This window comes from Ruegeria sp. E8, from assembly GCF_056533985.1.
The window spans coordinates 73,098-87,277 of the sequence record NZ_JBQFOY010000015.1 but is presented as its reverse complement, the minus strand read 5'-3'; the positions used below and the strand labels follow the sequence as shown (position 1 = coordinate 87,277).

The 14,180-nt window shown below is 57.5% G+C and carries 13 protein-coding genes; 7 read left to right on the top strand and 6 right to left on the bottom strand.

Annotated features, from left to right (window positions below):
• Positions 1–27: 27 nt before the first annotated feature.
• Positions 28–993, bottom strand: a complete 966-nt coding sequence (locus tag ACR0LF_RS17555) for an NAD(P)-dependent oxidoreductase (RefSeq protein ID WP_480582593.1) — start codon at positions 991–993, stop codon at positions 28–30.
• 132 nt (positions 994–1,125) lie between these two features.
• On the opposite strand from ACR0LF_RS17555, the gene ACR0LF_RS17550 reads away from it, so the two are divergent.
• Positions 1,126–2,001 carry a LysR family transcriptional regulator gene (locus ACR0LF_RS17550; protein WP_480582591.1) on the top strand — a complete coding sequence of 292 codons (876 nt, stop codon included), beginning with the start codon at positions 1,126–1,128 and terminating at the stop codon, positions 1,999–2,001.
• A gap of 22 nt (positions 2,002–2,023) precedes the next feature.
• Here the strand turns inward: ACR0LF_RS17550 and ACR0LF_RS17545 are convergent, their stop codons facing one another.
• A complete protein-coding gene (locus ACR0LF_RS17545) occupies positions 2,024–3,565 on the bottom strand; it encodes an acetolactate synthase large subunit (RefSeq protein ID WP_480582589.1) in 1,542 nt (513 codons plus the stop codon).
• Between the two features lie 104 nt (positions 3,566–3,669).
• The gene (locus ACR0LF_RS17540; protein WP_480856442.1) at positions 3,670–4,575 is read right to left on the bottom strand and encodes a LysR substrate-binding domain-containing protein; all 906 of its coding nucleotides are present in this window, start codon (positions 4,573–4,575) and stop codon (positions 3,670–3,672) included.
• Between the two features lie 88 nt (positions 4,576–4,663).
• Between ACR0LF_RS17540 and ACR0LF_RS17535 the strand changes: the two genes are divergently transcribed.
• Genes ACR0LF_RS17535 through ACR0LF_RS17520 form a run of 4 tightly spaced genes read left to right on the top strand, consistent with a single transcriptional unit; the run spans position 4,664 to position 10,273 of the window.
• Positions 4,664–5,839: a pyridoxal phosphate-dependent aminotransferase gene (locus ACR0LF_RS17535; RefSeq protein ID WP_480582586.1), complete on the top strand. Its 1,176-nt coding sequence runs from the start codon at positions 4,664–4,666 to the stop codon at positions 5,837–5,839.
• A complete protein-coding gene (locus ACR0LF_RS17530; protein ID WP_480582584.1) occupies positions 5,836–7,038 on the top strand; it encodes an acyl-CoA dehydrogenase in 1,203 nt (400 codons plus the stop codon). Before ACR0LF_RS17535 ends, ACR0LF_RS17530 begins: the two co-directional genes overlap by 4 nt.
• An 11-nt stretch (positions 7,039–7,049) precedes the next feature.
• Complete coding sequence (locus tag ACR0LF_RS17525; protein WP_480582583.1) at positions 7,050–9,239, top strand: dehydrogenase E1 component subunit alpha/beta; 2,190 nt, start codon at positions 7,050–7,052, stop codon at positions 9,237–9,239.
• Entirely contained in the window at positions 9,236–10,273 is a 1,038-nt protein-coding gene (locus ACR0LF_RS17520) for an ACP S-malonyltransferase (protein WP_480582582.1), read from the top strand. Before ACR0LF_RS17525 ends, ACR0LF_RS17520 begins: the two co-directional genes overlap by 4 nt.
• 17 nt (positions 10,274–10,290) lie before the next feature.
• Here the strand turns inward: ACR0LF_RS17520 and ACR0LF_RS17515 are convergent, their stop codons facing one another.
• Positions 10,291–11,598 carry an aminotransferase class I/II-fold pyridoxal phosphate-dependent enzyme gene (locus ACR0LF_RS17515; protein ID WP_480582580.1) on the bottom strand — a complete coding sequence of 436 codons (1,308 nt, stop codon included), beginning with the start codon at positions 11,596–11,598 and terminating at the stop codon, positions 10,291–10,293.
• 96 nt (positions 11,599–11,694) lie between these two features.
• Between ACR0LF_RS17515 and ACR0LF_RS17510 the strand changes: the two genes are divergently transcribed.
• Positions 11,695–12,573, top strand: coding sequence for a LysR family transcriptional regulator (locus ACR0LF_RS17510; RefSeq protein WP_480582578.1), 879 nt, complete (start codon positions 11,695–11,697; stop codon positions 12,571–12,573).
• 75 nt (positions 12,574–12,648) lie between these two features.
• Here ACR0LF_RS17510 and ACR0LF_RS17505 read toward each other — a convergent pair whose 3' ends face one another.
• Both ACR0LF_RS17505 and ACR0LF_RS17500 read right to left on the bottom strand, forming a co-directional pair.
• On the bottom strand, positions 12,649–12,792 hold the full coding sequence (locus tag ACR0LF_RS17505; protein WP_480582576.1) for a glycine cleavage T C-terminal barrel domain-containing protein: 144 nt from the start codon (positions 12,790–12,792) through the stop codon (positions 12,649–12,651).
• Positions 12,793–12,798: 6 nt separating this feature from the next.
• Positions 12,799–13,671, bottom strand: a complete 873-nt coding sequence (locus tag ACR0LF_RS17500) for a LysR family transcriptional regulator (RefSeq protein WP_480582574.1) — start codon at positions 13,669–13,671, stop codon at positions 12,799–12,801.
• 89 nt (positions 13,672–13,760) lie between these two features.
• On the opposite strand from ACR0LF_RS17500, the gene ACR0LF_RS17495 reads away from it, so the two are divergent.
• The gene (locus tag ACR0LF_RS17495; RefSeq protein ID WP_480582572.1) at positions 13,761–14,066 is read left to right on the top strand and encodes a YciI family protein; all 306 of its coding nucleotides are present in this window, start codon (positions 13,761–13,763) and stop codon (positions 14,064–14,066) included.
• The last annotated feature ends 114 nt before the right edge of the window (positions 14,067–14,180 follow it).

The following is a 14,180-nucleotide window of genomic DNA, read 5'->3' as shown; positions in this document are numbered from 1 at the left end:
CAACCAACAAAGCAGCCCCATCTCGTCCTACTCGGCGGCCTTGAGGTCAGCCCCCTGTGGGATCACCTCGTAACCGGGTTCTTCGGGTTCATCGTCCAGCATTTCCGCCGGGAAACCCGGCGCGCGGATATCCAGGCCGGTTTTATCCTCGAGGCGACGGATGATGTTGGGCGACAATTCACGGGGTCCGTATTTCTCGATCCCGTCTTTAAAGATGTCGATCATCAGCGGATTAACCTCAAGCGGTACGCCCGCGCGGTCCGCCACCTCCTGGAACAGGCCAATGTCCTTGAGCACTAAATCCATAGTGAACGAGATGTCGCGCGACCCGTTCAGGATCACCTGACTTTCGGTTTCATGCACGAAAGAGGTTCCCGAACTGATCTTCATCGCCTCATAGGCTGTATTCAAATCCATTCCGGCTGCCTTAGCGACGACCAGAGCCTCAGAACATGTGATCAGGTTCGCGGTCGCCAGATAGTTGGTCAGCACTTTCAGCACCGAAGCCGATCCCAGCTCACCCGTATGCAGGATTCGACGTCCCATCGTGGTCAAGAAAGGCAGGATACGTTCGAACGTGGCGCGGTCACATCCGGCAAAGATCGAAATGTTGCCCGTATCCGCACGGTGGCACCCACCCGAGACCGGGCAGTCGACAGCCGCACCGCCGCGTTCCATCACCATGGCGCCCAGACGCTTGACCTCTGCTTCGTCTGTGGTGGACATTTCCATCCAGATCTTGCCCTCGGTCACTTCGGGCAACATTTTCTGCATCACTGCGTCCGACGCGGCCGGAGACGGCAAACAGGTGATAACGGCGTCGCAATCCCGCATCAGCTGCGCCGGATTCTCGGCAGCCTTGGCGCCACGGCTGACGAATCCCTCAACCAAATCCGAGTTCAGATCATGGACCGTCAAATCAATGCCATTGCGCAGCAAACTGCCACTGAGTTTTCCGCCGACATTTCCAAGGCCAATAAATCCAACTTTCATACCTGCGTTCCCTTTCCGGTGCCCAATCAGATGACCAGCGCTGTTGTTCCTTGATGAAATCTACGAGCGTTGAATGCAGCGTGTAAAACGAATAAATATTGCCAGTATCCTCAATTTTTTTTGGTGCTGAAAATGCCTAAATCGCCCAATCTGGTCTGGCTTCGATCCTTTGACAGCGCCGCCCGGCACATGAGCTTTACTGCGGCTGCAGAAGAGCTTGGCATCACGCAAACGGCGCTGAGCTTGCATGTTCGCTCATTGGAAGCACAGCTGGGCTGCCCCTTGTTCTTCCGCGCTGCGCGCAACCTTAGCCTGACGGAAGTAGGACAAGCCTATGCCTTTTCTGTTCGGCGGGCATTGGGTGATATCGACCTGTCGACCGCGAGTCTTTTCGGCTCCGGTCAGAGGCAGGAGCTTGTTGTGCGCGTGCCGATTTCAACGGCAAGCCTATTCCTTGCCCGCAAACTGCCCGAGTTTTCGCGCTTGCACCCGGATGTTTCCATCCGGCTGGCCTCGAACATCTGGGCGGAGTCTGCTGGACGGGAAAACGTCGATGTCGAACTGCGTTTAGGCAATAAGGAATGGGACGATGGGCCGGTCAGCAGAATTTCCAGAGAACGCATTGTACCCATTGCAGTCAAATCACAAGGTGTGAGCAATTTTTCGACCCAAGAACTGCTGCAAAAGCCACAGATTCAGATTTTGGGGTTTCAGGACATGTGGCGCAGGTATCTTTCTGCGTTTGACGTGCAGTACTCATCTGTAGCTTCATCTTTCACCGTGGATACAACAATTGCCGCCGTGGACATTGTTGCGGAAGGTGGGGGGTATGCGGTTATCCTTGAACGATTTGCGCAAACGGCGATCGAGACCGGACGGTCCATAGCGATTGTTGGAGAAGCCATTCCGATTGAACAAAGCCATTTTCTTGTCGACGGGCAGAAGTCGAATTCGAACTCTGCGGCCAAGCAGTTGTTTGAAGCCTGGCTCAAGCAGATTTTCGCATGAGGTAAAATTCGGCGAAGCCTTGTCAGACGATCAGCTCAATCAGAAAAGGTCCGGATTTAGAGAAACTGGCGTGCATCAGGTCGCACAATTCATCCAGATTGGTCGCCGCAGCGGCCTCGATACCCATTCCGTTGGCCAGGCTGACCCAGTTGAGGTCCGGGTTCGACAGATCCAGCATATCCATAGCTGTCTTGCCGGGCGTAGCCCCGACATTTTGGTATTCCCCAATCAATATCTGATACTTGCGGTTTGAGACAATGATCGTCGTGCAAGGCAACCCCTCGCGCGCCTGCGTCCAAAGTGACTGCAGTGAATACATCGCCGACCCATCGGCCTGCAGGCTGATCACACGACGCTGACCTTTGGAAGCAATTGCGGCACCCGTGGCGACCGGCAGACCATCGCCAATCGCCCCTCCGGCCAGATGCAACCAGTCATGGGGTGGGGCCGCGAAGGTCTGCGGATACAAGCCAAGCCCGTAGGTCAGACTTTCATCCGAGACGATCGCGTCCTCGGGCATCAAAGCCCCAACCGCCTGAGCAAAACCTTCGGGACTGCACGGGCCTGAAGGGGCCTCGGGGCGCGGGCCAGAGTCGGGGATTGCGGCGGCTGGCGCGTTCAGTTCATCCACCAAGGCCTGAAGGGCGACCACTGCATCCTGGTCCGGGCGCGAGAGGTGAATGAAACTTGCATCGTCGGCGTAATGCGTTGAGGACTTGCCCGGATAGGCAAAGAACCCGACGGGCGGCTTGGCCCCAACCAGAATGATGGTTCTATAGGGCGCAAGTGCCTCCCGCGCGAGATCGGTGTTGTAAGGCACCCGTGCCAAAGGCAGGCGACCTTGCCCCCGCGCCAGATGTGGCGTGACAAAATCCGCCATAAGCGCAGCGCCCGTGGCGTTCGAAACCCGCCACGCCAATTCCTGCGCCGGTGCCAGAGCGCCGTGACCGGATAGCAGGATCAGCACGTTTTCTTCATCACGCAGAACCCGCGCCGCCTGATGTATTGTGGCAGGGTCAATCTGCGCGGGCTCGGCAACAGGCAACGGATCGGCCACCAGGCCGCCCTCGTCCCAGCTTGCGTCAGAGGGCAGGATCAGCGTGGCAATCTGACCTGGCATCGCGTTTGCAGCCTGAATGGCACGGGCCGCGTCTGCACCGACCTGATCTGATCGGGTGCTGGTATGCACCCAGTTCGACACAGTGCGCGCCATCCCATCCGTATCGGCCTGCAAGGGCGCATCATGTTTGGCATGATACGTCGCCTGATCCCCGACGATGTTGACGATTCCGGAGCGCGCCCGGCGGGCGTTGTGCAGATTGCCCATCCCATTGGCCAGACCGGGCCCGCAATGTAACAGCGTCGAGGCCGGTTTGCGCGCGATCCTGAAATAGCCATCGGCCATGCCCGTGACGACATTTTCCTGCAATCCCAGAACGCAGCGCATCCCCGGGATCTGATCCAGCGCTGCCACAAAGTGCATCTCGCTGGTGCCGGGATTGGCAAAACAGGTATCTACTCCGGCCCCAAGAAGGGTTCTGACCAAACTTTCCGCACCATTCATAAACCGTTCTCTCCGATGGCAAAGTTGCGCCTGCGCGCCAGCTTAGCGATCACAGCCGTCAATCAAAGACCAATATGAGATACCTTAGCGTGGCAGTCCCTGAATTACCTGCGTGCCCGAGCTTGCTTGCTGATCCAGTCAGAGAACAGTTGAACTGCATCGTTCTTTTGTCCTGCTGGTGTAGCTATGTAATAGGCGCTGTTCGAAGTGTTGGTGATCTGGTCAATTTCGGTCAGAGCGCCGGATGCCAGTTCCTCCTCAATCAGGTAAGACGGCAGGATAGCGGCACCCAGACCCGCCACCGCCGCCTCGATCAGCATCGAGAATTGATCGAACCGCATCCCGGGAAAAACTGTACCTTGATCAAGCCCAAGCTGGGCGTGGTATGTCGACCACAAGTCCCGCCGCGAGGTCAGATGCAACAGCGGTAAATCAAAGGTCTGCGCATCATTTTGCAGCTGGTGATGCGCCAGCAACGCGGGTGACGCAGTCACCACCAAATGTTCCGGGAAAAGCTTGCGCAACTGCGCGCCCGGCCAATCGTCCTGCCCGAAATGGATCGCAAGATCCATTCGGCTTTCTTCGAGATTAAAAGGCGTTGTGTATGAGTGCAGGTCAAGCTCTATCCCCGGATGCCGTTTTTTGAAATCCGGAAGACGCGGCACCAACCATCGTGTTGCAAAGGTAGGAAGGACAGCCAAGGTCAGCAGCGACGCTCCATCACCGGCCGCGATTGCGCGGTTGATCGTCCCGCTCAGACGTTCAAGGTCACCTGCCAGTTCGTCCCGCAACGCCCGCCCTGCTTTTGACAGGCGCACTGCGCGACCGACTCTCCGAAATAACGTGACGCCAATCGCCGCCTCTAGTTCACGCACCTGACGGCTGACCGCACTTTGAGTCACGCCAAGTTCCTCAGCCGCCATAGTGTAGCTTTCATGACGCGCGGCAGCTTCGAAACTGCGCATAAGGGCAAGAGAGGGCAGAGAATTGATACGGCGCATGTCATTCATGAGTTTTTGTCACTGAAAAGATACTTAATGGCGTATTTTTCTCAAGTAACTTTGCAGCTAATACCGAATAGTTTGCAGAGGAAGTTTGATGGCATTCCAGCGCGCTAACCGGTTGAACGGGATCGAATTGTCAGAAATCGTCCAGATTTCCGAGGCCGCCGCCCGTCTGCGCGCCGAAGGGCGCGATGTTCTGGCGCTTTCAACTGGCGAGCCTGATCTGCCCACGCCACCTGATGTGGTCGAAGCGGCTCATGCAGCGGCTCTGGATGGCAAAACCAAATACCCACCCACTGCCGGTGTGCCTGCATTGCGCACTGAAATCGCCCGGCAAGCCGGGGCCGAAATGCCTCAGGTCATCGTATCGACTGGTGCGAAACAGGTTATCGCAAATGCGATGCTGGCCAGCCTGAATCCCGGTGACGAAGTTATCATGCCAGCGCCCTATTGGACCAGCTATTCCGATATCGTCCGGATGGCAGGTGGGGTGCCTGTGGTTCTGCCATGCCCAATGGAACAGGGCTTCAAACTGCTGCCGGAACAATTAGAGGCCGCCATTACGCCCCGCACACGCTGGCTGATGCTGAATACACCCTCGAACCCGTCCGGTACGATTTACGCGCAGGCCGAGATTGCCGGGCTTGCTGAGGTATTGGAGCGCCACCCTAAGGTCTGGGTCCTTGCGGACGAGATCTACCGCCATCTCAGCTACGTGCCTTTCACGTCCGTGGCCGAAGCCGCCCCGGCCCTGACCGACCGCCTGCTTATCGTCAACGGTGTGGCCAAGGCCTGGTCGATGACTGGATGGCGTATTGGCTGGGGCGTCGGACCCACTGATCTCGTCAAAGCCATGGTGGCCGTGCAGGGACAGGTCACGTCTGGGGCGTGTTCAATCTCACAATGGGCGTCGCTCGCCGCAATCACCTGCGACGCTGCATTGCTGGAAGAGCGCCGCGCTCTGTTCAACGCGCGCCGCGATCTGGTTGTGGGCGGGTTGAATGCCGTTCCAGGGATGCATTGTGCCGCGCCAGATGGGGCGTTTTACGCCTTTCCGTCCTGTGGTGGTCTGCTGAAGGACCAAGGCGGACCATTTGACAGTGACGCGGAATTCTGCACGTGGTTGTTGGAAGATGCCGGTGTCGCTTTGGTTCCCGGCCGCGCCTTTGGGATGCCGGGCCACCTCCGCCTGTCATTCGCCTATGCCGAAGATACAATTGCAGCGGGCCTTGCGCGTCTGAAATCCGCTGTGGAAAGGAAACTTGCATGAAACCTCAATCCGCCCCGCACCTAGGTCCCTTCACCTGGGACGACCCGTTCTTGCTGGAAGATCAACTTGCCGAAGACGAACGCATGGTGCGCGATGCCGCCCATGCCTATGCGCAGGACAAACTGCTGACGCGCGTTACCGCGGCGTTTGCCAATGAAGAAACCGATCCCGGTATCTTTCGCGAGATGGGCGAGATGGGTCTGCTGGGCACCACCATCCCCGAAGAATACGGCGGCATCGGCTCCAGCTATGTGACCTATGGTCTGGTCGCGCGCGAGGTTGAGCGGGTGGACAGCGGCTATCGTTCGATGATGTCGGTGCAATCCAGTCTGGTGATGTATCCGATCTATTCTTACGGCACCGAAGATCAGCGCCAGAAGTATCTGCCGAAGCTGGCAAGCGGTGAATTTATCGGCTGTTTTGGGTTGACAGAACCCGATGCCGGATCTGACCCAGGCTCGATGAAGACCGTCGCGAAGAAAACTGACGGCGGCTATGTGCTGAATGGGACCAAGATGTGGATTTCGAACGCACCGATTGCGGATGTGTTCGTCGTTTGGGCCAAGTCCGAGGCGCATGGCGGCAAGATCAAGGGCTTTGTTCTGGACAAGGGCGCACCCGGTCTGTCCGCCCCGAAAATCGAAGGCAAACTGTCCCTGCGCGCCTCGATCACCGGTGAGATCGTGATGAACAATGTCGAGGTCGGCGAAGACGCTCTGCTGCCCAATGTAGAAGGTTTGAAAGGCCCGTTCGGCTGTCTGAACCGTGCCCGTTACGGTATTGCCTGGGGGTCGATGGGCGCGGCCGAAGCGTGCTGGCACGCAGCCCGGCAATATGGGCTGGACCGCAAACAGTTCGGTCGCCCGCTGGCGCAAACGCAATTGTTCCAGCTGAAGCTCGCCAACATGCAAACCGAAATCACGCTGGGCCTGCAAGCTGCGCTGCGCGTGGGTCGTCTGATGGACGAAGCCCGCGCCGCGCCCGAGATGGTAAGCCTGATCAAACGCAACAATTGCGGCAAGGCGCTTGAGATCGCCCGCCATGCCCGCGATATGCATGGTGGCAACGGGATCAGTCAGGAATTCCACGTGATCCGCCACATGGTGAACCTTGAAACCGTCAACACCTATGAAGGCACCCATGACGTGCATGCCCTGATCCTGGGCCGTGCGCAGACAGGTCTGCAAGCCTTCGCCTGAGGACATCTGACATGGATCGCGCCGCAATCGTGCATGACAATTTCCTGCGCCGGGTTGCGGCGCGGGACTTTCCCGAAGGTGCCGCACCAGCGGGGCCTCTGACCGGCACCGACGCCGTGGCGCTTTACCGGGCGCAATGCCTGAGCCGGGCGCTGGACCGGCAAAGCCGTGCGATGCAGAAGGCGGGTCAGGGGTTCTACACGATCGGATCGTCCGGGCATGAGGGCATGGCGGCTGTTGCGGCAGCCCTGCGCCCGACCGATCCGGCCTTTCTGCATTACCGCGATGCAGCCTTTCAGATCGCCCGATCCGACCAGGTGCCGGGTCAAAGTCCGACATGGGACATTCTGCTGTCTTTTGCCTCGTCCTCCGAGGACCCGATCAGCGGCGGACGCCACAAGGTTCTGGGATCAAAAGCACTGTGCATTCCGCCGCAAACCTCGACTATCGCCAGCCATTTGCCCAAGGCAGTTGGCGCTGCTTATGCCATTGGCGCTGCGCGGCGGCACCGTCCGGAACACGCGGAAATGCCCGAGGACGCCATCGTCTATTGTTCCTTCGGTGATGCCTCGGCCAACCATTCCACCGCACAAGGCGCGTTCAACACGGCGCAGTGGACGTCCTTTCAATCTGTTCCCCTGCCCCTTTTGTTCTGTTGCGAAGACAATGGGATCGGTATCTCGACTAAAACCCCGAAAGGATGGATAGCCGCCACGTTCGCGAACCGTCCGGGATTGAAGTACTTCCGCTGCGACGGGCTGGATATCTTCGACACTTTCCGCGTCGCGCAAGAGGCCGCAGCTTACGTGCGCAGCCGCAAGAAACCCGCCTTTCTACACATCCGCACCGTGCGATTATACGGCCACGCGGGCGCGGATATGCCCACCACCTATATGCCGAAATCCGAGGTTGAGGCCGAAGAGGCCAATGACCCTCTGCTGCATTCCGTTCGCCTGTTGGATCAAATTGGCGCAATGCGCCCTGAACAGGCGCTAAACGTCTATGACGATACCTGCGCCCGGGTTGCCCGCGTGGCCGATCAGGCCATCACACGCCCTCGCCTGCAAAACGCCAAGGAGGTGATGGCCAGCCTGATCCCACCCGCGCGACCCTGTACACCAACCAATGGCCCCACACCCGAACGCCGGGCCGAAATGTTCGGTGGAGATCTCAAGGCACAGGCCGAGCCGCAGATCATGTCGCGGCTGATCAATTGGACGCTGACTGATCTGATGCTGGACCACGGCGAGATCGTCATGATGGGCGAAGATGTCGGGCGAAAGGGTGGTGTTTACGGCGTCACGCAAAAGCTGCAAACGCGGTTTGGACCCGACCGGATGATCGACACCTTGCTGGATGAACAGTCGATCCTGGGGCTGGCCATCGGAATGGCTCAGAACGGGTTCACTCCGATGCCCGAAATCCAGTTTCTGGCCTATCTACACAATGCCGAGGATCAACTGCGTGGCGAGGCTGCGACTCTGCCCTTTTTCTCAAACGGGCAATACACCAACCCGATGGTCGTGCGCATTGCCGGGCTGGGATACCAAAAGGGGTTTGGTGGGCATTTCCACAATGACAACTCGGTCGCCGTTTTGCGAGATATACCCGGCCTAATCCTGGCCTGCCCGTCAAACGGTGCGGACGCTGCGCGGATGCTGCGCGAATGTGTACGTCTGGCGCGTGAAGAACAGCGACTGGTGGTGTTCCTCGAACCCATTGCCCTCTACCCGATGCGGGATCTGCACGAGGCCGGAGACGGCGGTTGGATGCAAACCTATCCCGATCCATCCGAAAAGATCGGCTTCGGAGAGGTGGGCGTGGATGGAAGGGGCGACGATCTGGCGATTGTCACCTTTGGAAACGGCGTCTACCTCAGCCATCAGGCGCGCAAGAAATTACATGCCGACGGGATCAAGACCCGGATTGTTGACATGCGCTGGCTCTCCCCTTTGCCAAAAGAGGCGCTGACGCAGGCCGTGGCCGGGGCCAAACATATTCTGATCGTTGACGAGACCCGCCATCACGGCGGCGTGGCCGAAGCGCTCATGGCGCATTTTCACGAAACGACGGATGTGCCGCTGGCTCGCATCACCGCCCAAGACAGTTTTATCGCCACCGGCCCGGCCTATGCCGCAACCATGCCATCGAAAGACAGCATCGAAGCCGCTGCACGATCCCTGTTGGAGAATGGCAAATGAGTTCCGCCAAACAAACCGCCGTTGTCATCTGCCCTGGCCGGGGCACCTATAACAAACACGAACTGGGTGTTTTGGGTCGGCAATTCACTGACACAGCCCTTTTGGCGCGCTTCGATGAGATGAGGCGCGCTCAGGGTCAGGACACGCTGAGCGAACTGGACGGTGCCGCGCGCTATTCCATCGCCAAACATACGCGCGGCGACAATGCTTCGGCCCTAATCTATGCTGCTACGTTGGGCGATTTCCGTGCCATCGATCCCGATAAGATTGAAGTGGTGGCAGTGACCGGAAACTCGATGGGCTGGTATTCGGCTCTGGCCTGCGGTGGAGCCTTATCTGCCGAAGGTGGGTTCGAAGTGGTCAACACCATGGGCACCTTGATGCAGAAAAACATGATCGGCGGGCAACTGGTCTACCCTTTCATGGGTACCGACTGGCGCCCCGATCAGGCCCGCAAGGCAGAGTTGCTTGCGTTGGTGGACAAGATCAACGGCACCAAAGCAACGCTGAGCTTGTCGATTGACTTGGGCGGGATGTTGGTGCTGGCAGGTGACGACGCCGGGTTGGACGCGTTCGAAAAGGCCGTGCCGGTGGTGCAGGAGCGTTTTCCTTTGCGTCTGGCCAACCATGCCGGGTTTCATTCGCACCTTCAGGCTCCGGTGGCGGCGCAAGGCCGCGCAGGTCTGAGTGTTGACCTCTTCCGGCAACCGGGCCTGCCCATGATCGACGGGCGCGGTCAGATCTGGTGGCCCGGTGCCTGCGACCTGAACGCGTTGAGGGATTACACATTGGGTCATCAGGTGACCGAAACCTATGATTTCACACGCGCCATAGCACAAGCGGCAAGGGAGTTCGCCCCGGATCTGTTCATTGTTACCGGCCCCGGCACCACTTTGGGCGGTGCCGTTGCGCAATCCCTGATCCTTGCCGATTGGGCAGGATTGTCGGACAAGTCCACCTTTCAATCCCACCAAAGCAAAACGCCGATCCTGTGCTCGATGGGCATGGACGATCAGAGGAAAAGGGTGACCTGAACACGCGGGACCTACGATTAATGCACGAAATGCAGCCGGTCGAATTCCCGTCGCCAGGCCGAGACGTCTGACAGAATTTGTTCGCCGTTGATGCCTCGATTGATCAGGTCAGCCAAACGCTCTGCGTCTCCGGAGGTCATGCCCCAACGCACCAATTCCGGCGTTCCGATCCTCAGACCATTCATATCTCCGTCCACCGGGTCGACTGGCAAACCGATACCACAGGCGAGGAATCCGCTTTTGCGCAGTTTCTTGGACACAGCCTGCCCACCGCCATAGGGCGCTGCCAAAATCGCGAATTGGTGAGAGTTGGTAAACCCATGTGCACCAGCAAAGGCGGGAACACCTTTCGCATCCAGTGCCTTTGCCAGCGCCTGTGACATCGAGATCATCTCTTGCGCGTAAGCCACCCCATAATCCTTCCAATCCAGCATGGTGACCGCAAGCGCCGCCGTCTTGGCGGCGTCGAAATTGGCCGTCATTCCGGGGAATGCGATGGAATCCAGCGCCTTGGCGATTTCAGGATCATTCGAAACAATCAGACCTCCGGCCGGCCCGCCAAGGCTTTTGTAGGTGCTCATGGTCATGAAATGCGCGCCCTCTTTCAACGGGTTGGACCACGCGCGCCCAGCAATGATGCCGCATTGATGGGCGGCATCGAACATGACCTTGGCACCGGTTTCATCGGCAATGGCGCGCACTTCGGCGACCGGGTGTTCAAAAAGGTTCAGACTTCCACCAATCGTGATCAGCTTGGGTCGCTCGGTTTTTGCGAGGTCGCGTAGCCGATCCAGATCAACGGTATAGCCGTCGGCGTTAACGGGGGCTTCAATCGTACGCAGACCAAACAGCCCCGCACATCCAGCCAAATGGTGCGTCACATGCCCGCCAATCGATGCAGGCGGCGCGATAATTGTGTCACCCGGCTTACAGGTCGCCATAAAGCCATAGAGGTTGGCAATCGCGCCTGAAGGCACCCGAACTTCTGCAAATTTGGCGTCAAAGACGTCGGCGCACAGCTCTGCGGCGATGATTTCGATCTCTTCGATCGCCTCCAGCCCCATTTCATATTTGTCACCGGGATAACCCAGCGACGGTCGGGATCCGATCCCGGAAGACAAAAGCGCTTCGGCCTTGGGATTCATCACGTTTGTTGCCGGGTTGAGGTTGAAACACTCCTCTTCATGTATCCGGCGGTTCTCTTCCGCCAGATGTTCTATCCGGGCAAGCAGATCTTCCGAAGATGTCGAAGCTGCCTTTGCCGCAATGTCCTGAACCAGGGTTTCGCTGGTGGCAGGCACCCAATCTCTTTGTGCAAGTGTCATCTGACATCCTCCTGTTTTTTGCACTCTGACTGCAGCGGCGTGACATCGCAAAGCAGAATTGCTATTTCTTGGCGTAGAAAAACTAAGGCTAATGAAATGAGCGTCGCTCCGAAACGACCCAAGGGCCCTCCGTTGAACGCCATGCGCGCCTTTGAGGCAGCGGCCCGCCACATCAGCTTTGTGGCGGCAGCCGAAGAGTTAAACGTCACGCCGGGCGCGATTTCTCAGCACATCAAGGCGCTGGAAGGTTGGGCAGGTACGCCGCTTTTTCGTCGCAATGCCCAAGGTGTTGAGCTCACGCCCGAAGGGAAGTCTCTGGTCGCGGAGTTCACCGCGGCTTTTGACCAATTGGCCGATGCCGCCCGAGCACTGCGTAACCTCAAACCCAAGGTTGATTTTCACATCGCGGCCCTGCCTGCCGTGGCCCAACTCTGGCTGCCCAAAAGGCTGCGGCGGATCAGAGCACAGCTGCCAGATGTCAATTTTTCCGTAACCGCGCTGGAAAACCCACCCAGCCTTTCACGAGAGATGTTCGATCTATCGATCTTCTTCTCGAAGCCTCACAACTCCCCCAACCAAGTTGTCCTTAGCCGGGATGAAATCGTCCCGGTGTGTGCGCCTATTCTTTTGGACCGGGCAAAAGGCGCGAACGGATTTCAGGGCATTCCGCTGCTCCATGATCAGATTTGGAAAGATGATTGGGCAACGTGGTCCCAAGGCACTTGTATTCATGTGAATGATGAAAGAAGCGGCCCTCGGTTCTCGCTTTACAGTCTTGCTGTCGAAGAGGCCAAGGCAGGTGCAGGCGTGTTGATGGGGCATTTGTGTTTGATCGAAGATGCTCTGGCCACCGGAACGCTAGCGGCACTGCACACAGATCCCTGCCCGACAAGCTTGTCCCTCGTTGTCGAGCTACCACATCAATCACGCAGAAGAGCCGAAACAGATCAGGTCGTTGCCCTTTTGTCAGATTGAGTGAATGTCCAATGCAACCTAAGAAGAAATATACTGTATCCCTCTTCAAAGGCCCAGAATCCTTACACCGCGACCTTAGCAAACATGGCCAAGCGCGACGGGTTTGCCAACGCGGAAGCCGAAAGCGCAAGACGAGATTTGACCGATGATTTCACCTTTCAGGTAGATCGGTTCAAGGCCCAACGGTACTGCGCCGCGAGTAAATGGCCGCTTTCGCATCGCTGTTCAAAACCAATCCAGACCGGACAACCAGTCTTTGCCTGCCTTGATTGATAGTCTCGCTGCCTGATCAATATGCGATAGCAACCAGACTTCCCTAGCTGGATATCTAGCGTCACCTTCTGGTTCGACTTCTCTGAATCGCGCGTCACCTGATGCTATCGCACGTGGCAAAAGTGTCTTCCCAATTCCTTCTGCCACGGCCTGCATCCCCGTCTCAGCATCTGCGACTTTCAGATTGGTGCGCAGTCCGGAAGATATTGCAGCGCTTTCAAGCCAACGCGCCTGCGGCAGGTCCAAATGTGCATCGTCATAGGTGATCCACCTCAACTCTGCATGTTGATCCGGTGAGATGAAGCTTGCCGCGTAGGTCGCGAAAGAAAGCTCCCCGAGTTTTTGCGCTTTGGTTCGCAAACCTCCCTCCGACGGACGGGCAAAGCGCACCGCAAGATCCGCCTCCAGTTTCGACAGGTCCAAGTTGTATGAAGTCGGAACCAACTCAACAGTAAGGCTTGGATGCAAACGCTCCAAAGCACCAAGGCCAGGGACGAGAAGGCGATTCACGATAATTGGCACGGAGCTTATGCGTACGCTGCCCGTAACACCATCTGCGCTCTTACCTGATATGTCTCTAAGTGCCGCGTTACTTGCCTCGATAGTTTCCGCATGAATCAAGATTTGCAGTGCAGCGTCCGTTGGTTCGTACCGTCCCTTGGCACTGCGCAAGAACAACGTGGTTTCCAACGACTGCTCAAGCGCCTTGATCCTACGGGCCACCGTTGTTTCGCTTACACCAAGCGCCCGTCCTGCTTGAATGAGCTTTCCCTCGCGGTAAAGCGCCAGGAGATGTTTAATATCGTTCCAATCGTGGCCCTGCATTTTTGCAGAGTAGATCGTCCAAATTGCCGACTCAACCTTCGGATTTGATGTGGCAGTCTTGCTTACAGATAACTTTTTGGAGGCCAGAAATGAAGTTCATCATCCTGTTCGAAGACGCACCAGACGCTGACCCCGATATCCGCAAAACGCATATGGCGAAGCACCTCGATTTCCTCGAGCGAAACGCAGACAATATTGAGGCTGCTGGCCCATTGTCTGACGCAGACCGGCAAGGACGCGACGGATTATGGATCGTTGAAGCAGATTCCGAGGGCGATGTGGACAAACTGGTGCATGAAGATCCATTTTGGCCGACTGGCCTAAGGAAGTCGTATTCGATCATCAAATGGAACCGTGTCTTTGCAGACGGCTTGAGCCTGATCCAACCAGATTGAGACATCAGCTTCCAGGTATGGCGAAGCGGACATTGCGATGTTCGATTTAGGGTTGCCAACGGTCTATCCAGCGCGCTCCGGAAACAGCAGCGTGAACCCCAACTCGCTGGTTCA